This is a genomic window from Paenirhizobium selenitireducens ATCC BAA-1503 (assembly GCF_000518785.1).
GTDB classification, from domain to species: Bacteria; Pseudomonadota; Alphaproteobacteria; order Rhizobiales; family Rhizobiaceae; genus Allorhizobium; species Allorhizobium selenitireducens.
The window spans coordinates 130,098-150,589 of record NZ_JAEG01000002.1 but is presented as its reverse complement, the minus strand read 5'-3'; the positions used below and the strand labels follow the sequence as shown (position 1 = coordinate 150,589).

22 protein-coding genes are annotated in these 20,492 nt (G+C 65.4%); 12 read left to right on the top strand and 10 right to left on the bottom strand.

Annotated features, from left to right (window positions below; translation table 11 throughout):
- Positions 1-134: 134 nt before the first annotated feature.
- On the bottom strand, positions 135-557 hold the full coding sequence (locus L867_RS0105115; RefSeq protein WP_028735879.1) for a VOC family protein: 423 nt from the start codon (positions 555-557) through the stop codon (positions 135-137).
- Positions 558-583: 26 nt separating this feature from the next.
- Complete coding sequence (locus L867_RS0105110; protein ID WP_028735878.1) at positions 584-1,021, bottom strand: YciI family protein; 438 nt, start codon at positions 1,019-1,021, stop codon at positions 584-586.
- A 218-nt stretch (positions 1,022-1,239) separates the two neighbouring features.
- On the opposite strand from L867_RS0105110, the gene lhpI reads away from it, so the two are divergent.
- Positions 1,240-2,979 carry a cis-3-hydroxy-L-proline dehydratase gene (gene lhpI / locus L867_RS0105105; RefSeq protein WP_051438835.1) on the top strand — a complete coding sequence of 580 codons (1,740 nt, stop codon included), beginning with the start codon at positions 1,240-1,242 and terminating at the stop codon, positions 2,977-2,979.
- 357 nt (positions 2,980-3,336) lie between these two features.
- Here lhpI and L867_RS0105100 read toward each other — a convergent pair whose 3' ends face one another.
- The 3 genes from L867_RS0105100 to msrP form a co-directional block, all read right to left on the bottom strand.
- Entirely contained in the window at positions 3,337-3,978 is a 642-nt protein-coding gene (locus tag L867_RS0105100; protein ID WP_028735876.1) for a hypothetical protein, read from the bottom strand.
- 142 nt (positions 3,979-4,120) lie between these two features.
- Complete coding sequence (gene msrQ / locus L867_RS0105095) at positions 4,121-4,783, bottom strand: protein-methionine-sulfoxide reductase heme-binding subunit MsrQ (RefSeq protein WP_037172639.1); 663 nt, start codon at positions 4,781-4,783, stop codon at positions 4,121-4,123.
- 146 nt (positions 4,784-4,929) lie between these two features.
- Positions 4,930-5,877 carry a protein-methionine-sulfoxide reductase catalytic subunit MsrP gene (gene msrP, locus L867_RS0105090; protein WP_028735874.1) on the bottom strand — a complete coding sequence of 316 codons (948 nt, stop codon included), beginning with the start codon at positions 5,875-5,877 and terminating at the stop codon, positions 4,930-4,932.
- A gap of 328 nt (positions 5,878-6,205) precedes the next feature.
- On the opposite strand from msrP, the gene ilvD reads away from it, so the two are divergent.
- The 3 genes from ilvD to L867_RS0105075 all read left to right on the top strand — a co-directional run bounded on the left by ilvD (position 6,206) and on the right by L867_RS0105075 (position 8,703).
- Positions 6,206-8,041, top strand: a complete 1,836-nt coding sequence (gene ilvD / locus L867_RS0105085) for a dihydroxy-acid dehydratase (protein WP_028735873.1) — start codon at positions 6,206-6,208, stop codon at positions 8,039-8,041.
- Positions 8,042-8,143: 102 nt separating this feature from the next.
- A complete protein-coding gene (locus tag L867_RS0105080) occupies positions 8,144-8,368 on the top strand; it encodes a DUF433 domain-containing protein (RefSeq protein ID WP_028735872.1) in 225 nt (74 codons plus the stop codon).
- On the top strand, positions 8,368-8,703 hold the full coding sequence (locus L867_RS0105075) for a DUF5615 family PIN-like protein (RefSeq protein WP_037172631.1): 336 nt from the start codon (positions 8,368-8,370) through the stop codon (positions 8,701-8,703). The genes L867_RS0105080 and L867_RS0105075 overlap by 1 nt, the downstream gene beginning before the upstream one ends.
- Positions 8,704-8,858: 155 nt before the next feature.
- Here the strand turns inward: L867_RS0105075 and L867_RS0105070 are convergent, their stop codons facing one another.
- Positions 8,859-9,233: a lysozyme inhibitor LprI family protein gene (locus L867_RS0105070; RefSeq protein WP_051438834.1), complete on the bottom strand. Its 375-nt coding sequence runs from the start codon at positions 9,231-9,233 to the stop codon at positions 8,859-8,861.
- Positions 9,234-9,393: 160 nt separating this feature from the next.
- Here L867_RS0105070 and L867_RS0105065 point away from each other — a divergent pair, with 160 nt between their 5' ends.
- Positions 9,394-10,797 carry a DegQ family serine endoprotease gene (locus tag L867_RS0105065; protein WP_028735869.1) on the top strand — a complete coding sequence of 468 codons (1,404 nt, stop codon included), beginning with the start codon at positions 9,394-9,396 and terminating at the stop codon, positions 10,795-10,797.
- On the top strand, positions 10,794-12,104 hold the full coding sequence (locus tag L867_RS0105060) for a replication-associated recombination protein A (protein ID WP_028735868.1): 1,311 nt from the start codon (positions 10,794-10,796) through the stop codon (positions 12,102-12,104). Before L867_RS0105065 ends, L867_RS0105060 begins: the two co-directional genes overlap by 4 nt.
- A gap of 9 nt (positions 12,105-12,113) precedes the next feature.
- On the opposite strand, the gene L867_RS0105055 is transcribed toward L867_RS0105060, so the two are convergent.
- Positions 12,114-12,416 (bottom strand): DUF1883 domain-containing protein, encoded by a 303-nt coding sequence (locus L867_RS0105055; RefSeq protein ID WP_028735867.1) that lies wholly within the window; start codon positions 12,414-12,416, stop codon positions 12,114-12,116.
- Between the two features lie 172 nt (positions 12,417-12,588).
- Here L867_RS0105055 and L867_RS0105050 point away from each other — a divergent pair, with 172 nt between their 5' ends.
- The 3 genes from L867_RS0105050 (at position 12,589) to L867_RS0105040 (ending at position 15,909) form a co-directional block, all read left to right on the top strand.
- Positions 12,589-12,819, top strand: coding sequence for a hypothetical protein (locus tag L867_RS0105050; RefSeq protein WP_028735866.1), 231 nt, complete (start codon positions 12,589-12,591; stop codon positions 12,817-12,819).
- Between the two features lie 212 nt (positions 12,820-13,031).
- Positions 13,032-14,546, top strand: a complete 1,515-nt coding sequence (locus tag L867_RS24625; protein ID WP_051438833.1) for a diguanylate cyclase domain-containing protein — start codon at positions 13,032-13,034, stop codon at positions 14,544-14,546.
- Positions 14,536-15,909 (top strand): flavin monoamine oxidase family protein, encoded by a 1,374-nt coding sequence (locus tag L867_RS0105040; protein WP_051438832.1) that lies wholly within the window; start codon positions 14,536-14,538, stop codon positions 15,907-15,909. Before L867_RS24625 ends, L867_RS0105040 begins: the two co-directional genes overlap by 11 nt.
- A gap of 75 nt (positions 15,910-15,984) precedes the next feature.
- On the opposite strand, the gene L867_RS0105035 is transcribed toward L867_RS0105040, so the two are convergent.
- Positions 15,985-16,413 (bottom strand): GNAT family N-acetyltransferase, encoded by a 429-nt coding sequence (locus L867_RS0105035; protein WP_028735864.1) that lies wholly within the window; start codon positions 16,411-16,413, stop codon positions 15,985-15,987.
- A 1,283-nt stretch (positions 16,414-17,696) separates the two neighbouring features.
- Between L867_RS0105035 and L867_RS0105025 the strand changes: the two genes are divergently transcribed.
- Both L867_RS0105025 and L867_RS0105020 read left to right on the top strand, forming a co-directional pair.
- Positions 17,697-18,128 carry an OsmC family protein gene (locus L867_RS0105025; RefSeq protein WP_028735863.1) on the top strand — a complete coding sequence of 144 codons (432 nt, stop codon included), beginning with the start codon at positions 17,697-17,699 and terminating at the stop codon, positions 18,126-18,128.
- Positions 18,129-18,370: 242 nt separating this feature from the next.
- Positions 18,371-19,003: an outer membrane protein gene (locus tag L867_RS0105020; RefSeq protein WP_028735862.1), complete on the top strand. Its 633-nt coding sequence runs from the start codon at positions 18,371-18,373 to the stop codon at positions 19,001-19,003.
- A 77-nt stretch (positions 19,004-19,080) separates the two neighbouring features.
- Here the strand turns inward: L867_RS0105020 and L867_RS0105015 are convergent, their stop codons facing one another.
- Positions 19,081-19,422 (bottom strand): helix-turn-helix domain-containing protein, encoded by a 342-nt coding sequence (locus L867_RS0105015; protein ID WP_028735861.1) that lies wholly within the window; start codon positions 19,420-19,422, stop codon positions 19,081-19,083.
- Positions 19,403-19,681, bottom strand: coding sequence for a BrnT family toxin (locus tag L867_RS0105010; RefSeq protein ID WP_028735860.1), 279 nt, complete (start codon positions 19,679-19,681; stop codon positions 19,403-19,405). The genes L867_RS0105015 and L867_RS0105010 overlap by 20 nt, the downstream gene beginning before the upstream one ends.
- A gap of 375 nt (positions 19,682-20,056) precedes the next feature.
- On the opposite strand from L867_RS0105010, the gene L867_RS0105005 reads away from it, so the two are divergent.
- A complete protein-coding gene (locus L867_RS0105005) occupies positions 20,057-20,413 on the top strand; it encodes an endonuclease domain-containing protein (protein ID WP_028735859.1) in 357 nt (118 codons plus the stop codon).
- Positions 20,414-20,492: the final 79 nt, after the last annotated feature.

Here is a 20,492-nt window from a genome sequence, read left to right as displayed (position 1 = left end):
CGAAAGACGGTCTCCGCCGTCCTGTGCGCTTCGGATGTCTCCATGCGGCGGCAGTATGCGGGCTCGACCGCTTCAGTCAACAGCCGGCCGTGACCGTGACCACAGCCGCAATCCTGCCTGCCGCATGGATCCGTCTAGGCGTCCGGCGGTCCGCCGGCCGCAGCCGCCGGATCCATCCACAGGATCTCCCAGACATTGCCGTCCGGATCCTCGACCGAGCGGCCATACATGAAGCCGAGATCCTGGGCCGGGTTGGGGTCTGCCCTGCCGCCGGCGGCAGCGGCCGCGCCAAGGACCGCCTCGACGCCGTCGCGCGTCTCGACGCTGAGCGCCAGCAACGCCTGGCTCTGCGCCTTGGCGTCGCCGATCGGCCGGCTGGTGAACTGCCCGTAGCGCCCATGCGTCAGCAGCATCACGCCGATCGCCTCCGAGAACAGCAGGCACTTGGCCTCTGCGTCGGAGAACATTGGGTTCAGCGTGCCGCCGAGGCCTTCATAGAAGGCCTGCGACGCGGCAAGGTCGCGCACCGGCAGGTTGACGAAGATCATCCTTGTCATGTCGGTTCCCTTCTGCCGATCCGGGCTCAACCGGCCTTGCCGTCGCGCGCGGCCAGCGTCTCGCCGGCGCGGTCATGGCTTGCCTGTCCCTCGGGCGAGGCGATCTCGGCGAAATCCGCCATCTCGTAGAACGGACGGATCTCGATCTCGCTCGGTCCGGGCATCGGATTGGGGCAGCGCTTGACCCATTCCACCGCCTCGGCCATGTCCTTGACCTCCCAGATCCAGTAGCCGGCGACCAGTTCCCGCGTCTCGGCGAAGGGGCCGTCCATCACCCGGCGGCTGGCGCCGTCGAACGCAACCCGCTTGCCGAGCTTCGACGGCTTCAGACCGTCGCCCGACATCATGATGCCGGCATTGGCCAGTTCCTCGTTGAACTTTCCCATCGCCTCGAACATCTCGGTCGAGGGCATGATGCCTTCTTCGCTGTCTTCCGTCGCCTTCACCATCACCATCACACGCATTTCTCATTCTCCTCTTTTTTTGAAACAGCGCTCCCAAGGGGGGCGTAATGTCATGACGAACGGCTGCGGATGGATTCGACATCGCGCCGAACTTTTTCTTCACATAGCGCGGCCGGCCGCCATGACACCCCATGGGTGTGCTGGACGCAAGGCTTGGCGCTTGATTTGCCCCTCGGGCGTGCTAGTCGATGAGTTCGGTCATCGGGGAAGGGAAGCGCATGTCAGTCGAATCCGGGGGAGCGCCGTTTGCCGCGCCCGCACGCCTGCTGATCGACGGGACGGCCGAAGGGCCGCTGCTCTTTTCCGACACGGCGCTCAGCTTCTGGGGCGGAGTCGATCCGGAAACGGGCATGGTGATCGACCAGGCGCACCCGCTGCATGGCCGCTGCCTTGAGGGCACGATCCTGGCGATTCCCGGCGGCCGTGGTTCCTGCACCGGCAGCGCCGTGCTGATGCAGCTCATCCTCAACGGCAAGGCGCCGGCCGGCATGGTCTTTTCCCAGGCCGAGGAGATCCTGACGCTCGGCGTCATGGTCGCCGAGGAAATGTACGGCCGCTCGCTGCCGATCGCCGTCCTCAGTCCGGAGGCTTTCGCCCGCCTCGACGGGCTGTGCAGCATCCGCATCGAGGCCGGCATGGTTTCCGAGCCCGGCGCCAGCCAGGGACCGGACGACGCTGCGCCGCCCGCAGCCTTGCCGAAACTCGCCTTGAGCGACAAGGACCGACACCTGCTCTCTGACGTCGTACCGCAGGCGACGCGCACCGCCATGCGGATCGTCGTGCGCATGGCCGAACTGCTCGGCGCCGAGAGATTGATCGACGTCGCCCAGGTCCATGTTGACGGCTGCATCTATACCGGCCCGGCGAGCCTCGACTTTGCTGAGAAGCTGGCGGACTGGGGCGGCAGGGTCGTCGTGCCGACATCGCTCAATGCCATTTCCGCCGACCAGGCCCGCTGGCGCGAGCAGGGCACCGATCCGGTTCTCTCGATGGCGGCCAGCGCGCTGGCCGATGCCTATGTCCGCATGGGCGCCCGCCCGACCTTCACCTGCGCGCCTTACCAGCTGGACGGCGCGCCGGCCGAGGGCGAGAACATCGCCTGGGCCGAATCGAACGCCGTCGTCTATGCCAATAGCGTGCTCGGCGCCCGCACGATGAAATATCCGGATTTCCTCGACATCTGCATCGCGCTCACCGGCCGGGCCCCCGAGGCCGGCTGTCATCTGGACGAGAACCGCAAGGCGCGGCTGGTCGTCGAGGTGGAGGCGATGGAGGGCCGCGACGACAGCTTCTGGCCGCTGCTCGGCTACCGGGTCGGCACGCTGGCACCGAACACCATCCCTGCGGTGACGGGCCTGGAGCAGGCCAGACCGAGCGCCGACGACCTCAAGGCCTTCGGCGCCGCCTTCGCCACGACGTCGGCTGCGCCAATGTTCCACATCATCGGCGTCACGCCGGAGGCGCCCGCGCTGTCCGCAGCGACCGGCGGCCAGGCACTTCCGACCGTCAGCGTGAGCCGAAGCGACCTTGCCGCCGACTGGCATCACTTCAACCCGACGATCGGCGAGCCGATCGATCTCGTCGCGCTGGGGAATCCGCATTTCTCGCTTGATGAGTGCCAGGCGCTGGCCAATCTCTGTGCCGACCGGACGAAACACGCGGACGTGGCGGTCACCGTCACCCTGAGCCGCGCCACCCATGCCCGCATCGTCGAGGCCGGCATTGCCGCCGCCCTCGAATCCTTCGGCATCACCTTCGTGCGCGACGCCTGCTGGTGCACGGTGATGCAGCCGATCGTCCCGCCGGCAGCCCGCACCATCCTCACCAATTCCGGCAAATACGCCCATTACGGCCCGGGCCTCAGCGGCAAGCAGGTGCGCTTTACCGCCCTTGCCGACTGCGTCACGGCGGCCGTCACTGGCCGGTCGCCTGCGGCCGCGCCGGCCTGGCTGGGCTGAGCGGCACACCGCCTGCCGCCCCGCCGGCCTGGCTGGCCTGAGCGGCACGCAGAGACCGGCGGCTCTTCGAGTCGTTTTCCGGGAAGCGTTCATCGAGGTGATGTCAGTACGACGGCCGCATTTTCGGGGCCGGCATTGGATCTCCCTCTTCTCCCCAGCGGGGAGAAGTGCCGAGCGCATGCGAGGCGATGAGGGGGGCGAAGCCACCATATGCACAGCGAACATGAGCTTCGCTCCCCCTCATCCGGCGCTACGCGCCACCTTCTCCCCGCTGGGGAGAAGAGGGACGGCCACCGCTCGCAATCATGCAGCGTCTTTCGCTTCCGCTAGGGTAATGGCCACCAATGCGCGCTCTTCTCATGGCTTTGCGTTGCAACTCGGATAGGGCGGTTCTTCGCCGGCGACGGCGTCGCAGAGGCGGATCGGCAGGAGCTGGGCGAGGCGTGGTTTCCAGGTGTCGATGTCGTACTCCGGCCGAGCGGCCACGGGCGGGCCGCGCTCGGCCCATTGCACCGTGACATAGCCGAAGGCCGATTTGACGTAGATTATCACTGCGGTTTCGCTCTGCGCGTCCTGCCCCTCCTCGGATGGCGCCACGGTGCCACAGCCGAGAAAGACCACCAGTCCGGCCAGGCCGTTGATCTCGGTCGCCCCGAACGAGGTTCCGGTGAAGGTCTCCGCACAGGCCTGCTGGAAATGTCCTGCCTGCACCTGGGCGGCGTCCTCCAGCATCTGGGCTTGCCCCTCGGCGTCCTTGATGCCCGTCATGGTGATCATCTGCGACCAGTCGTTCACGGTCTCGCCCGCCGGCACGGCTTCCTGGATGTAGCCGTCCGCGCCGGCCTCTTCGTAGCTCGGCTGAAAGCCCGCCGGCAGCTGGTAGGAGACGATCTGGCCGAATACCGGCGTCGTCGTCGTCATGCCGTCTTCGGAGTGTGCCGGCAACGGGGCGGCCAATGAGGTCATCGCCAGAAACAGAACCGCGACCTTCGCTTTCATGGACGTCTCCGCATGTGGTTGCCCCGGCATTCCGGGGACTGGTGCGGAGTCTATCGCATGGATGGGCCGCCTCTGTCGTTGCACGGCCGCGATTGTGCAGACTTTGATTGGTACGGAGAGGACGCCGCGCCGCGCGCGCCTGTCAGTCGCCGGTGCTTGCCACCGGCGCGCGGACGGTTCTGTTGCCTGGCTTGTTGGCCCGCTTCCAGGCCATGATCCTCGGCCGCACCAGCCGGTAGGCCAGAAGCACGATCACCACGGCGATGTAGAAGGCCGGTTCGGCGGTGATCGCCTTCAGCGACAGCGCATAGTGCAGCACGGCGGCGGCCGCGATCGCATAGACCAGCTTGTGCAGCCGGTTCCACTTCTGCCCGAGCCTGCGGATCGACCAGCGGTTCGAGGTGGCCGCCAGCGGAACCAGCATCGTGAGCCCCGCCATGCCGAGCATGATATAGGGCCGCTTCAGAATATCGCCGGCGATCGACGACAGGATCAGCCCGCGGTCGAGGGTCAGATAGACGGCGAAATGGGCGAGCACGTAGTAGAAGGCGAGGAGGCCGAGCGCACGCCGATAGCTAATTAGGTTAATGCCTAACAGGTCGCGCGCCGGCGTGACCGTGAGCCCGAGGCAGAGGAACCTGAGCGCCCAGAGCCCGAGCAGGTGTTCGAAGGTCCGCACCGGATCGGCGCCCAGCCCGCCGAAAATGCCGAGATAGAAGGCATAGAGCCCCGGCAGCAGACCGATCACATAGAGCCCCCAGACGGAGGCGGGCTTGTATCGGGCGGGCAGGGCAGGCATGGCCATCGTCAGGCTCCGGTATCAATGGGGCCGCGCCCTCGGCGTCCCATGCCTTGAAGGGGCAGGGCGGCGGCGTCACCTCTTCTCCCCATCGGGGAGAAGAGGTGACGCGCAGCGCCGGATGAGGGGGCGAAGCATTGTTCTGGGTTTCGTCAGTAGAACTTCGTCAGGTCCATGCCGGTATAGAGCCCCGCCACTTCGTCGGCATAGCCGTTGAAGGGCAGGGTATCGATGCGCGCCCCGCCGAACAGGCCGCTTTCCTCGCCGATGCGCCGCTCGGTCGCCTGGCTCCAGCGCGGATGGTCGACCGCCGGATTGACGTTGGCATAGAAGCCGTATTCGCCCGGCTGCATGACGTTCCAGCTCGCCGGCGGCTCGTTTTCGGTGAGCGTGATGCGCACGATCGACTTGATCCCCTTGAAGCCGTATTTCCACGGCACGACGAGCCTCAGCGGCGCGCCGTTCTGGTTCGGCAGGGTCTCGCCATAGAGGCCGGTCGCCAGTATGGTCAGCGGATGGCGTGCCTCGTCGAGGCGAAGGCCCTCGACATAGGGCCATTTCATCGGCTGGAACAGGCCGCGCTGACCCGGCATCTCGTCCGGCCGCACCACGGTTTCGAAGGCGACATATTTGGCCGAGCCGAGCGGTTCCACCCGGTCGAGCAGGCTTGCCAGCGGAAAGCCGACCCAGGGGACGACCATCGACCAGGCCTCGACGCAACGCATCCGGTAGACGCGCTCTTCCATCGGGAAGTCCTTGAGGATCGCCTCGATGTCGATCACCTGGGGCTTGGCCACCAGCCCGCCAACCTCGATCGTCCAGGGCCGCGTCTTGAAGGACCCGGAATTGTTGATCGGGTCGATCTTGTCGGTGCCGAACTCGTAGAAATTATTGTAGCTGGTGACGTCCTGCTTGGATGTCGGCTTTTCGGTCAGCACATAGGCGCTCGGCTTTGCGGCAATGGCCGCGGCAAAGGCCTTGGGCGCCGCCGCAAGCGCCAGTCCGCCCGCGGCCGCTCCGATGAGGCTGCGGCGGTTGAGGTAAAGCGATTGCGGCGTGATCTCGCTCGAGGCGATCTTCGGCGGGCGGTAGCGGGCCATGGTCTGCTCTTTCGCTGTGGATGCGGTCTATGTCTCTCTACGTAGCAAATCTCGCCAAAGTTTCATCGTAACGAAAAGAAACTCCCGACCACATTTTCGTGTAGGTGCCTTGAGCGACCGGTTCGGTCTGGCCGGCATGCCCCGGCGGGCTGCGCCGGATGAAGCGGCCGGGATGCCAAGCGTACCGTTTTACGCTATGCTGATAGTGACACAATGGGGGCCTTGCCCTATCACAAGGTCAAATTCCGGTGCGCAAACGCGTGCAGCCGATGCTTTTCGGCCAGCCCCAAGCCCGGCAAGAACCAAGAGAAGATCCGAGGTAACACCGATGCCAGCCTATCGTTCGAGAACCACGACCCACGGCCGCAACATGGCGGGTGCGCGCGGCCTTTGGCGCGCCACCGGCATGAAGGACAGCGATTTCGGCAAGCCGATCATCGCCGTGGTCAACTCGTTCACCCAGTTCGTCCCCGGCCACGTGCACCTCAAGGACCTCGGCCAGCTGGTCGCCCGCGAGATCGAGGCATCCGGCGGTGTCGCCAAGGAATTCAACACGATCGCCGTCGACGACGGCATCGCCATGGGCCATGACGGCATGCTCTATTCGCTGCCGTCGCGCGAACTGATCGCCGACAGCGTCGAATACATGGTCAACGCCCATTGCGCCGACGCCATGGTCTGCATCTCCAACTGCGACAAGATCACCCCCGGCATGCTGATGGCCTCGCTTCGCCTCAACATCCCGACGATCTTCGTCTCGGGCGGCCCGATGGAGGCCGGCAAGGTCGTCATGCACGGCAAGAAGGTCGCGCTCGACCTGGTCGATGCCATGGTCGCCGCCGCCGACGACAAGATTTCCGACGAGGACGTGCAGACCATCGAGCGCTCGGCTTGTCCGACCTGCGGCTCGTGCTCGGGCATGTTCACCGCCAACTCAATGAACTGCCTGACCGAGGCGCTCGGGCTGTCGCTCCCGGGCAACGGCTCGACGCTCGCCACCCATGCCGACCGCAAGGAACTCTTCCTTGAGGCCGGCCGCAGCATCGTCGGGCTCGCCAAGCGCTACTACGAGCAGGATGACGCAACCGCGCTGCCGCGCGTCATCGCCTCCAAGGGTGCCTTCGAGAACGCCATGGCGCTCGACATCGCCATGGGCGGCTCGACCAATACCGTTCTGCACATCCTCGCCGCCGCCCACGAGGCCGAGATCGACTTCACCATGGACGACATCGACCGCCTGTCGCGCAAGGTTCCGTGCCTGTCCAAGGTCGCCCCGGCCAAGGCCGACGTGCACATGGAAGACGTGCACCGCGCGGGCGGCATCATGTCCATTCTCGGTGAACTGAACCGCGCCGGTCTGCTCAATGCCGATCTGCCGACCGTTCACGCCAGGACCCTTGGCGAAGGACTGGCCAAGTGGGACATTTCCGTCTCGGAGGACCCGGCAGCCCTCAAGCTGTTCAGCGCCGCCCCGGGCGGCATTCCCACCCAGGTCGCCTTCAGTCAGGCGGCCCGCTGGGAAGAGCTCGACCTCGACCGCGAAAACGGCGTCATCCGCGATGCCCAGCATCCGTTCTCCAAGGACGGTGGTCTGGCCGTTCTCAAGGGCAATCTGGCGCTCGACGGCTGCATCGTGAAGACGGCCGGCGTCGACGAGTCGATCCTGAAGTTCACCGGTCCGGCCAAGGTCTATGAAAGCCAGGATGCGGCGGTCAAGGCGATCCTGTCCAACGAGGTCGTCGCCGGCGACGTCGTCGTTATCCGCTACGAAGGCCCCAAGGGCGGCCCGGGCATGCAGGAAATGCTCTATCCGACCAGCTATCTGAAGTCGAAGGGCCTCGGCAAGGTCTGCGCGCTGATCACCGACGGCCGCTTCTCCGGCGGCACGTCCGGCCTTTCCATCGGCCACGCCTCGCCCGAAGCCGCCAATGGCGGCACGATCGGCCTGGTGCGCGAAGGCGATACGATCGAGATCGACATCCCGAACCGCACCATCAACCTGGCCGTTGCAGAAGACGTGCTGGCCAAGCGCCGTGCCGAGCAGGATGCCTTCGGCTGGAAGCCGTCGAGCCCCCGCAAGCGCAATGTCACGACCGCGCTCAAGGCCTATGCCGCCTTCGCCAGCTCTGCCGACCGCGGCGCGGTGCGGATCCTGCCGGAGTAAGGACGCATCCTTTCTTCGAGTCCACAACCAGCGCATCGGCGGATGGAACCGCCGGCGCGTTGTGTTACAGTCGGTATGGCGCAATCGGCTTGAGGGAAGAACATGTCTGAACTGCATCGGATTACGGTGAATCCGGAACTGTGCGGCGGTCGGCCCACGCTGCGCCATCTGCGTATCCGCGTGAAGGACGTGTTGGATCTTCTCGCTTCGGGCGCCAGCCAGGAGGAAATTCTGGACGACTACCCCATACTGGAGGTTGGTGACATCGTCGCTGCGCTGGAGTTTGCGGCGCGGCAGAGTGATCATCCTGTACTCCGCGTGGCTTGATGCGCTTTCTCTTTCTGGTCGATGCGCAACTTCCCCCCGCGCTTGCGCGCTGGCTGTGTGATCTGGGCCATGACGCGATGCACGTCATGGATTGCGAGATGCAGTCAGCCTCCGATCGCGAGATTTGGGAACATGCGCTGAAGACCGGGTCGGTTATCGTCACGAAGGACGAGGATTTTGCTCAGCGCAAGGCATTGACCGTGCAAGGCCCAGCCATCGTGTGGGTCCGCCTGCCGAACGCACGCCGCCGGGATCTGCTCGTCTGGTTCGAAAAGGCGCTACCGGCAATCTTGCAGGCGTTGGAACGGGGCGAGACGCTGATCGAGGTTGTCTGAGAGCGCTAATTGCTACCGGAATCTATTGCCCGCGGAGCGCGCCAGTTCCAGGCTGGATTCCGCGTTCCGAGAAGGTTCAACGGCGCGAGCTTCGCTGCATTGGTAATTAGCTGATAGCCTAATTTTCCTGTCATCCTTCGATCCTCCCGCACCCGTCATTTCGGCCGCTCGATCTGGCCATAGACCAGGGTTAGCTGATTCACTCGCTCGGCATAGACCACCCTCAGACAGGCGAGATCGGCGTTAAAGGCCTGACGTTTCGAAAGCCATTCCACCTGCTCGTCCTGCACCACGCCGCGATTGCCCATCGGCAGAAGGCCGGTGATCAGTTCGAACATGGTCACCATCTTCACGTCCATGTCGTTGAGGTCGCGATTGGCGCAGATGGCGGTTTCGTCGGCGGCGAGGTCCGGCTTGTCGCAGTCGAAGCTGGCGGCCGTCGCCGACAGTGGAAATCCCGTGCCGAGGCTGGCCAGGATCGTCAGCGCGGCGATAGGCTGTGACAGGCGAGCGAACGGGCTGGTCGGCATGACGGATACTCCTTGATCATTTCGTCAGGCCCAACGCCCCCGCCTTGGAAAAGTTCAATTCGCGATTACCTTTGGGGAACGCGCCGTCCGGTGCGGCGCCGGCGCTTTTCTTTTGCTTGTCCGGCGCCTATTGATCCTTGGAAACAATGAGGAGTACCCCATGCAGGGCATCGTTCGTGGTTTGGCTGTCTCGGCGCTTGCGCTTCTCGTGGCGCTGCCGGTGCCGGCCTTCGCGCAGGAGCTTCGCGTTCCCCAGTCGGCCGCCGACATGCAGATGTCTTTTGCGCCGCTGGTCAAGCAGACCCATGGCGCGGTGGTCAACGTCTATGCCGAGCGCATGGTGCAGCGCCGCGTCTCGCCTTTCGCGGGTGATCCCTTCTTCGAACAGTTCTTCGGCCAGCGCATGCCGAACCGGACTGAGAAGCAGTCCTCACTCGGCTCCGGCGTCATCGTCGGCGCCAACGGCATCGTGGTCACCAACAACCACGTGATCGACGGTGCCGACGACATCAAGGTGGCGCTCTCCGACGGCCGCGAATTCCCGGTCAAGGTCGTACTGAAGGATGAGCGTCTCGACCTCGCGGTCCTCAAGATCGACGCGAAGGAAGAGCTTCCCGCACTTGCGATCGGCGACAGCGACAAGGTCGAGGTCGGCGATCTGGTGCTCGCCATCGGCAATCCCTTCGGCGTCGGCCAGACGGTGACCAGCGGCATCGTCTCGGCGCTTGCCCGCAACCGCGTGACGGAGGGCGATTTCGGCTTCTTCATCCAGACCGACGCCTCGATCAATCCGGGCAATTCCGGTGGGGCGCTGATGAACATGAAGGGCGAACTGCTCGGCATCAACACGGCGATCTTCACCAAGGGCGGCGGCTCGAACGGCATCGGTTTTGCCATCCCCGCCAATCTGGTCAAGGTCTTCCTCGCCGCTGCCGAGCGGGGCGATGCAAGCTTCGAGCGGCCCTATGTCGGCGCGAGCTTCGATCCCGTCACCTCCGACGTCGCCGAGGCGCTCGGTCTCGACAAGGTGCGCGGCGCGCTCGTCGTCCGTGTTGCCGAAGGGGGGCCGGCGGCCAAGGCCGGCCTGAAGGCCGGACAGGTGGTGGTCGCCATCGACGGCATCCCGGTCGAGCATCCCGATGCGCTGGGCTACCGCCTGACGACCGCCGGTCTGGGCAAGAAGGTGACGCTTTCCATCCGCGAGAACGGCCGGGAATCTGAGATCGCCATGACGCTTGCCGGCGCGCCGGAGACCACGCCGCGCGACGAGCGGCTGATCGAGGGCGGCAGTCCCTTTGCCGGCGCCAAGATTGCCAATCTTTCGCCGAAGCTTGCCTACGATCTGCGTATGCCGTCCGAAGTCACCGGCGTCGTGATCACCGAGATCGCTCCCGGTTCGCCGGCCGCCCGGCTCGGCTTTGCGCCGCATGACATCATCATCTCGGTCAACGGCGTCAACATCACCTCGACTGCCGCCATGGCTGAGGCAGCTGGAGAAGATCCGGGTTTCTGGCGTGTCGAGGTCGAGCGCGAGGGCCAGCGCATCCGGCAGATCTTCCGATGAGCGATCTCTTCGCGCCGCATCTTCCCAAGGACGTGGAGGCCCGCCGGCCGCTCGCCGACCGGCTGCGCCCGAAGACGCTGGCCGAAGTCACCGGCCAGGAGCACCTGACCGGCGAGGACGGCGTGCTGGCGCGCATGATCGCGTCCGGCTCGCTCGGCTCGATGATCTTCTGGGGCCCGCCCGGCACCGGCAAGACGACCGTGGCGCGGCTTCTGTCGGGCGAGGCCGGTCTTGCCTTCGAGCAGATCTCGGCTATTTTTTCCGGCGTCGCGGACCTCAAGAAGGTGTTCGAGGCTGCCCGCATGCGCCGCATGGACGGCCGCCAGACGCTGCTCTTCGTCGACGAGATCCACCGCTTCAACCGCGCCCAGCAGGACGGCTTCCTGCCGGTCATGGAGGACGGCACCGTGATCCTCGTCGGCGCGACGACGGAGAACCCGTCCTTCGAACTCAACGCCGCACTTCTGTCGCGCGCCAGGGTCCTGACCTTCAAGCCGCATGACGAGGAAAGTCTCGGTACGCTCCTGAAGCGGGCCGAGGAGGTGGAGGGCAAGCCGCTGCCGCTCGACGCCGACGCGCGGGCAAGCCTTGTCCGCATGGCCGACGGCGACGGCCGCGCCGTGCTGACGCTGGCGGAGGAAGTCTGGCGGGCGGCGAGGGAAGGCGAGGTGTTCGACACCGAGGGCCTGACCCGCATCGTCCAGCGGCGCGCCCCCGTTTACGACAAGGGCCAGGACGGCCACTACAACCTGATCTCGGCGCTGCACAAGTCGGTGCGCGGCTCCGATCCGGATGCCGCGCTCTACTATCTCTGCCGCATGTTCGATGCCGGCGAGGATCCGCTCTATCTCGGGCGGCGGCTGGTGCGCATGGCGGTCGAGGACATCGGTCTGGCCGATCCGCAGGCGCTCGTGATCTGCAATGCGGCGAAGGACGCCTATGACTATCTCGGCTCCCCGGAGGGCGAATTGGCGCTGGCGCAGGCCTGCGTCTATCTTGCCACCGCGCCGAAGTCGAACGGCGTCTACATGGCCTACAAGTCGGCGATGCGCGCCGCCAAGGAGAACGGCTCGCTGCTGCCGCCGAAGCACATCCTCAATGCGCCGACCAAGCTGATGAAGGCGGAAGGCTACAACGACGGCTATCGTTACGACCATGACGAGCCGGACGCCTTTTCCGGCCAGGACTATTTTCCCGAGAAGATGGGCCGCAAGACCTTCTACGATCCGCCGGAGCGCGGGTTCGAACGCGAGATCCGCAAGCGGCTGGACTGGTGGGCGAAGCTCAGGCGTGAGCGCGGCGGTTGAGGCCCCCGCTCAGGACGCCTTGGCCGCTGCCGGCGCGGCAATCATCTTGACCGAGGAGTCGGCAAGGCCGTGATGGCCTTCCATGTCGACGATCAGATGCCAGTGGCCGCTTTCCGGAATGGTGAGCTTGATCGGCGATTTCTTCGCCACGCCGCCGAGATACTTGAAATCGAGGGCTTCCTTGAAGCGCTGGAAATTGCCGGGCGTCATCAGCCGCACATTGTTGACGGCGGAAAGCGTCACCTCGATGATGGCGCCGGCGCGCTGTTCCTTGAGATCGTAGTGGGTAAAGCGGAAGGTCGGCTTGGCCATCTGCTCCTCGTCTGTCCGTTGAAATTGCGAACGGCAGTGTAGCACCTTCGCGGTTAAGGAAGCGTTTGCCGCGGCCCGCAAGGACCGCCTCGGCTCGGACTCGATCACGATCACGGAACAATCCGTCTGACGCCGCGTTGACAGTCAACAGTTCACACTCAGGAGCAGTCCGATGAAGACCGACACCTATCTGACCTTCTTCGTTTCGATGATGGTGAATGCCGTCATCTTCGGGACGGGCGCGATCACGGTCCTGTCCATCCCGGCTCTCGCCGAGAACGCCAAGTACCTGCTGCCGCTGGTCGTCGTCACCTCGTTCGTGGTGGCTCCGTTCATCGCCAGACTGATCGCGCCGCGCATGCGACTGCGCAACTGGCGCCGCCGCAACCCGATCAAGAGCTGACCCGAGCCTGACGGCACAGTCGGAAAATGCCACTCCCGCTCCACTTGAACCCCGGCCGACTCCACCGGGGTTCTTTTTCGTCTGCATCCGCCCGGTGCTTCATCCTCCGTCAAGCATATCGACCCAAGGCAATCTCCTGCCTCCCCAATTTAAGCGGGTCTTAAGCGCTCGCCGACATACTGCGCGGACCGACAAACAACGGGCGCGACGAGATGACGGCAGAGATTGGAACCGAGGGAGACGGCAAGCAGGTGTCGCCGCGACGGCTGTCACGGCTGGTGCTCGCCTTCGCGGCGACGCTGATCGGCCTGTCGACGCTGTCGCTGCTCTATGTCGGCCGGATCGCCTCCGAAGAGGCCGACCAGCAGGCCGCCGTCACCGAACGCACGCTGTTCGTCAACGCGCTGAAGGACCGCCAGAGCCTGATCGCCCGCGACCAGCTGAGCGTGTCGCGCTGGGACCGCTCGGTCAAATACATCACGCTGAAATTCCGCGAGGCCTTCATCGAGGAGGAGTTCGTAGGCTCGCTCTGGTTTGATTTCGGCCACGACCGCACCTTCCTGTTCGATCCGGGCGGTGAGATCGTCATGTCGGCCCACGAGGACCGCGTGGATTTCACCCGCCGCGCCGCTGACCCGGCCGGCGATCTGGCCCTGATCGCCAAGCGCGCCGTCGACCGCCACAACGCCAATCGCATCGCCATTGCCGGCGGTTTTGGCCAGAAGCAGGTGACGAGCAGCGAGGTCGGCAGGATCGCCGAATTCGCCATCGCCGAGATCGACGGCGAACCGATGATCGCCACCGCCATGGCGGTGGTTCCGGACGACGAGGAGGTGGCGCTGCCCGATGGCGCGCCGTTCATCGTCGTCTCGGCCAAGCCGATCGACGGCGATCTCGTGCGCGACCTGAATTCGCAGCTCGACTTTGCCGACCTGACCTTCAGCTCGGGCGCCGGCGGCAAGGTGCCGCTGGTCTCCGCTTCCGGCCGGGCGATCGGCAGCTTCGACTGGAAGGGAGCGGCCCCCGGCTCGCATATCTGGGAGGTGGTGGTGCCGGTCAGCATCCTTCTCTCCTCGCTTCTGGCGCTCGCCAGCCTGTTCATCGTCCATCATATCCGCCGGTTGTCGCTCATGCTCGAGGAGAGCGAGCAGCGCAACCGGGCGCTCGCCCTTCGCGACCCGTTGAGCGGCCTTGCCAACCGGCTGAGCTTCGGCCATGCGCTCGAGGCGGCGGCCGAGAAGGCGGCGGGCTCGCGCTTTGCCGTAATCGCCGGCGATCTCGACCGCTTCAAGACGATCAACGACACCTGGGGCCACGCCGCCGGCGATCTGGTGATCCGGACCGTTGCCGACCGCTTGGCCGAAGTCGTCGGCACAAGCGGCCTGGTCGGCCGCATCGGCGGCGACGAATTCGTCATCCTTGTCGACGCCTTCAGCGACCGTGCTCGTCTTTCGTTGCTCGCCAGCCAGATCATGACCGCGGTTGGTCAGCCGATCACGCTCGACAACGGCATCACCACCGATGTCGGCATCAGCCTCGGCGTCGCGATCGCTCCCGACGATGCGGCGGGCGCCAATGCCATCATGGCGACGGCCGACCGGGCGCTCTATGCCTCGAAGGACGGCGGCCGCGGCCGTGCCTGCTTCGCCGCCGACGAGCGCAGCGAGGATCATCGCCGTGACGGCGACGCGCCACGCCATGCGCACGGAGCAATCCATGCCGCCTGAGCTGACGCGGCGACGCCTGCTCGCCCTATCCGCGGGCACTGCCGGCACGCTGCTGGCGAACCCGGCGCTCAGGCCGGCCTTTGCCGCTTCGGTGGGCAAGCCGCGGGTGATCGTCGTCGGTGCCGGGATCGCCGGGCTTTCCGCCGCCCGCACGCTCAAGGAGCGCGGCATCGAGGTGATCGTCATCGAGGCCCGCGAGCGGATCGGCGGCCGTATCAGCACGGACCGGAGCCTCGGGGTCGCGGTCGAGCGCGGCGCGAGCTGGATGCACGGCATGAACGGCAATCCGCTCGCCGGCCTGGTGCGGGACCTGAAACTTTCCACCTTCTTCAGCAATTACGACGACTACGAGGTCTGGCTTCCGGACGGCGAGCGCCCGGAGGAATGGGAGCTGGAGGACGCGGTCGACGCCTTCGAGGCCGTCCTCGAGAAGGCCGCCGACGAGGCGGAGGAGGGCAGCGACCTGTCGCTGCTGGAAGCGATCGACCAGCTTGATCCGGGCATGCTGAAGGATCCGCTCTCGGGCTGGATGCTGTCGAGCGAGATCGAGGACGACGGCGGCGCGCCGCTGTCGCGGATCTCCGCCCTGCAATATGGCGAGGATCGCGGTTTCGACGGCCCGGAAGCCCTGTTGCCGGACGGCCTCGGTCGCGTCGTCGAAGGGTTGGCCAAGGGGCTCGACATCCGGCTCGGCGAACCGGTCCGACGCATTTCCCATGGCGGCGGCCAGGTGGTGGTGGAGACGGCGAAGGAGCGCCACAGCGGCACGCATGTCATCTCGACGCTGCCGCTCGGCGTGCTCAAGGCCGGCCATGTGGTCTTCGATCCGCCGTTGCCGAAGGGCCATGCCGGCTCGATCGCCAGCCTCGGCTTCGGCGCGGTCACCAAGGTTTCGCTGAAGTTCGACCGCTGCTTCTGGCCCAAGGAGACGCAGTTCCTGAGCTATGCCGCCAGGGAGCGCGGCCGCTGGCCGACCATGATCAACCTCATGCCGGTGAGCGGCGCCAGCATCCTCACCCTGGTCTCGACCGGCGATTATGCGCTGAAGTCCGAAGCCATGAGCGAGGCCGAGCTCCAGGCCGACATCAGCGCCGTGCTGGGCGAGATGTTCGGGGCCGAGGCGCGGCCGCCGGAGAAGATGGTCACCGCGCAATGGTCGCGCGATCCCTTCGCGCTCGGCGTCTATTCCTATCCCGCGGTCGGCTGCACGCCCGCCGATTTTAACCGGCTGGCCGAACCGGTGGCCGCCCGGCTGTTCCTCGCCGGCGAGCACACGATCTTCGAACATCACGGCACGGCGCACGGCGCCTTCATGAGCGGCGAGCGCGCCGCCGGTCAGGTGATCGCCGCGCTCGGCGGCTGACGGCGGCCGCGGCCGGCGGGCTCTCCGTCCGGCGTGATGGCCGGTGTTATGGCCGAGACGACGCGATGGCGGAGGTCAGAAGCGTTTCTTCAGGAAGAACTGGCCGTGGGCGCCGTTGCCGCCTTCGAGTTCGCCGAAGACATGATAGCCGAGCTTCTCGTAGAACGGCCGGGCCTGGAACTCGTAGGTGTCGAGCCAGATGCCGACATAGCCGCGATCCCGGGCGATCTTTTCCGCCTCCGCCATCAGCCGGCTGCCGATCCCCTGGCCGCGATAGGCCTCCGGCACGACGAGATAGCGGATGAAGGCCCAGCCAAAACTTTCCTCGCCATAGAGCCCGCCCTCGACGGCGCGGGTCTCCGGATGGCGCACCAGCACGGCGAAATCCGGCCGGTCGCTCTTTCCCGTCTGGGCGGTGTTGTAGTCTCTCAGCGCGGTGTAGACCGCATAGCGGTCTTCCTCGGCCGGGTGATCGGGCACCGCTTCGATGATGGGGCTCGGCATGGGGTTTTCCTTCCTGCAGACCGACTCGCGGGTCGGGGCAATGCTGGTGGCCTTGATGGCCGGACAGGACGCGGCTGTCCAGTCGCGCATGCGGTGAATACGGCTATTCCTTCACGCGGGCGGTTCCGCCCCGTGGCATGGCTTCATTGCGGTGCCTCCCTTTTCTTGGGAGGGGTAGTCGGCCGGGACACGATCGCGTGCCGCGACTAAGTTAGATTACATGACACCCGATCGTGTCCCGTTCGGTGTCTTTTGCCGGGCAAACTTGGTCTCTCTGCGCGGATGACGGCACCTTTTCCAGGGTTGCGCTCGCGGGTGCTTGTTATTCTTATCCCCGCCGCGCCACGAAAGCCGGGGGAGACCCCCGCCAGTCGCCGGTCCAATCATGTGTGCCCCACAGGCACGCCCCGCCCTGTTTCAGGCGAGAGGGAGACCCTTCATGCCAGGCCCCGGAGAAGCGGTCCGCGTCTCGACCGCGCCCCCGGGCACCGGTCCCGCCTCGCCGGCAACGCTAACCGGTGTAACCGATGGCGGGACGGGGGGCAGTATCGGGCATGGCGCGGGGGCGGGGAAGATCTTCGCTGCGCTCTGTTGTTTTTGCTGGGGAAACGGGATGGATCTTCCCCGGTCTTGAGGTGGTGGCGGGCGGTCACCCCCCTCTGTCGGCTACGCCGACATCTCCCCCACAAGGGGGGAGATCGCCCGCCGGCCGGATTGCTGGCCTGACGGAGGGTTGGGGGGCTGACCGGCATGGGTGGGCTGACCGACGATTGGTGGGCGCCGGAGGATATGTGCGGTGGCCGGGCATTCGGGTGGTTGGTGGCCGGGCTTTGGATGGTTGGCAGTGGACAGGACGGTGCCGCGCGCCGATCTCCCCCCTTGAGGGGGAGATGCCCGGCAGGGCAGAGGGGGGTATGGCTGGATGCTTCGAGGTCCTCGTCTTGCTCGGGCCGCTCAGCGTGAGGGGTGCATAGGGAAGCCTCGCCCTGAGGTGGGAGCGCGACCGAGCCACGAAAAGTGAGGGCGCTCGCACGCGGTCACCCCCCTCTGTCGGCTACGCCGACATCTCCCCCTCAAGGGGGGAGATCGCCCGCCGGCCGGTTGCAGGCCTGACCGAGGACTGGTGGGCCGACCGGCGATTGGTGCGCTGGCGGAGAATTGGCGGGTCGACCGAGAATTGTCGGGCGCTGGAGGATACCGCCGAAAGCAGGGAACAGACCGGCGCCGCCGGTGTTTCCCCATGGCGACAGGCAGTCTGCGCAAATCGGCAAGGAGAACAGCAAATGGTCATTCAGAAACATGGTTCCGCCCAGTGGAGCGGCGGGTTGAAGGACGGGCGCGGCAGCGTTTCGACCGAAAGTGGCGCGTTGAAGCAGCATCCCTACGGCTTCAAGATCCGGTTCGAGGGCGTCGCCGGCACCAATCCCGAGGAATTGATCGGTGCGGCGCACGCCGCCTGCTTCACCATGGCGCTATCGAAGATGCTGGAGGAGGCGGGGTCGCCGGCCGAGAGCCTGGAAACGCTCGCCAAGGTGTCGCTCGACAAGGTCGGCGAGGGTTTTGAGATCACCGCGATCGCGCTCTCGCTCGAAGGCCGGGTGCCGGGCATGGACGAGGCGAAGTTCAGGCAAATCGCCGAGCAGGCCAAGGTCGGCTGCCCGGTGTCGAAGGCGCTGAAGGCGGTGCCGATCACCCTTTCGGCGGCGTTCGCCTAGCGGCGGGCCTTCGGTGCGCGACCGGCCGGCGCATTGCGGCAAAACGTCTCGCTCGAATCTTGAGAACGCGCCGCGTCGGTTAAGGATGTGTTTATTGATTCATGAAATTTAGAAGCAACCTGCCGGTCGCGCGGGATCGTCGGGGGGCAATGGTCCGGCGAGAGGGACCGCGCCGCGGCAGGCTTGTGTAGTTGAGTGTTCGCCCGCTCCCTTCGGATGCGGGCTCTGTATGGAGTAAACCTATGACCAAGACCGTGAAGTCCTTCGCGCTGGCGCTGACGGCGGCAATTGCAACCACCCCTGTCATCGCCGCCGACCTGACCTACAACGAACCCGCCCCTTCCTATGAAGAGCCGGCCGCGACATCCTCCGGCTTCACCGGTGCCTATGCCGGTATCCATGCCGGCATGTCGTCCGAGAAGATCAACCCGTTTTCCGGCGACAAGGAATTCATGGGCGGCATCCAGGGCGGCTACAACACCGAAATGGGCGGCGCCATCGTCGGCGGCGAATTGGAATATTCGCATCTCGGCGACACCCGCGTCGGCGTTCCCGGCGGTGAGCTCGTCGAACGTCACCGCCTGGCCGCCAAGGCCAAGGCCGGTGCCGCCATGGGCGAAACGCTGATCTACGGCACCGCCGGCATGGCCATGACCAGCCTGCGCGACGGCAAGAACGCCGAAGGCCCGGATGGCTGGAAGCCCGGCTACCTGCTCGGCGTCGGCGTCGAGCAGAACCTCAACGCCAACCTCTCGGCCAAGGTCGAATACAACTATGTCCGCACCAACGACGTGCGCAGCTTCAACGGCGTCTCGACCTCCAACACCGACATCAGCGACCATGTCATCAAGGGCGGCGTGAACTACAAGTTCTAGTCTTTTCAGAGGCTTGGATATGCAAAGGGCGCCGGGTGACCGGCGCCTTTTGTGTTTTTTTGGCTGGGGGTTGGCGTTCAGGCGGCGCCTTTGGCCAGTGCCTTTGCAGCCCCTTCCGGGTCTACGGCGATCACCTTCAGATAGGCGCGGGCAGGGGCATCGGGCTCGGAGCGACCCTGTTCCCAGTCGCGCAGCGTGCCGAGCGGGATCTGGTAGCGCGTGGAAAACGCTTCCTGGGTCAGACGCAAGGCCCGGCGGATGACCTTGATCTGGGGCATGCGCGGCGCAGCACGGAGCTGATCCGCCGTCAGGGGCGGGTTGTCGGGGTCGCTGAGCGCGTTGGCTTCGGCTTCCGCGTCGCTCATGGCGTCGAGGCGGGACCAGTCCGACGGCGTGGTTTTACCATCTGGCATTGTCATACTCCCTGCGTTCCGCACGGGTCGCCCGTCTGGCTGAGATGATCCGGATCGTCTCTCCGCGCTCGGTATAGGCGACGGTGAGATGCCGTCCGTGGCCGATGCCGACAACACGGCGCCTGACTTCCCCGTAGTCCATCGATCGGTCCTCGATGTCGAGGGCGAATGGGTCATCGAACACGGTCGAGGCATCCGCGAAGCTGACACCGTGCTTTGCAAGATTGGCCACCGCCTTGTCGTCGTCCCACTCGAAATCTAGCATAGGTAGGTACGGGTTTCCAGTAGTGTCACTCCGAAGTATGATGAGGCTGTTCCGGAAGGCGGGGAAGCCCCGGCAATTGAGGGGGCAGGATTTGAGATGATTGCAGGTAGTCGCGCTCTTGTGCCCGCCTGCCGCCCCCCTCACCAACAAAATCTGCGACTTAGCGGGCGCTAAGACCGCGATTTTGTAACCTCTCCCACAGGGGGAGAGGTGAGCGTCGAGGCTTGCGGCTTTTTCCTCTCCCCTTGTGGGAGAGGAAGCAATTTCAGCATCTTAGCTTTAGCTAAGTGCTAGAAATTGCAGGTGAGGGGGATCGTTTGTCCCATTCTCCATGAAATGCCCCCGTGTTATTCTCCTACGCGACAGGGGGATCGAATGCGCCACCGTCCGCCGGAGCTTCATCGCAAGCGGGCCCGCGACATGCGGGCGGACGGCACGCGCCCGGAAGATATCTTGTGGCAAATGCTGAAGGACCGGCGCCTTGAGGGCTTCAAGTTCCGCCGCCAGGTGCCGCTCAAGGGCTATATTCTCGATTTCGTCTGTTTCGAGGCGCGGCTGATCGTCGAGGTTGATGGCTGGCAGCACGCCGAGAGCCCGACCGATGCCGTGCGCGACGCGACGTTTCGCGCCGAAGGTTTTCGGATCCTGCGTTTCTGGAACGACGAGGTGACGGACAGTCCCGACGCCGTGTGCCGCGCCATTCTTGGTGAATTGAGGAATACCGGGGAGTGAACGGGTGGCCTGTTCCTCTCCCCTTGTGGGAGAGGAAGCAATTTCAGCATCTTAGCGTCAGCTAAGTGCTAGAAATTGC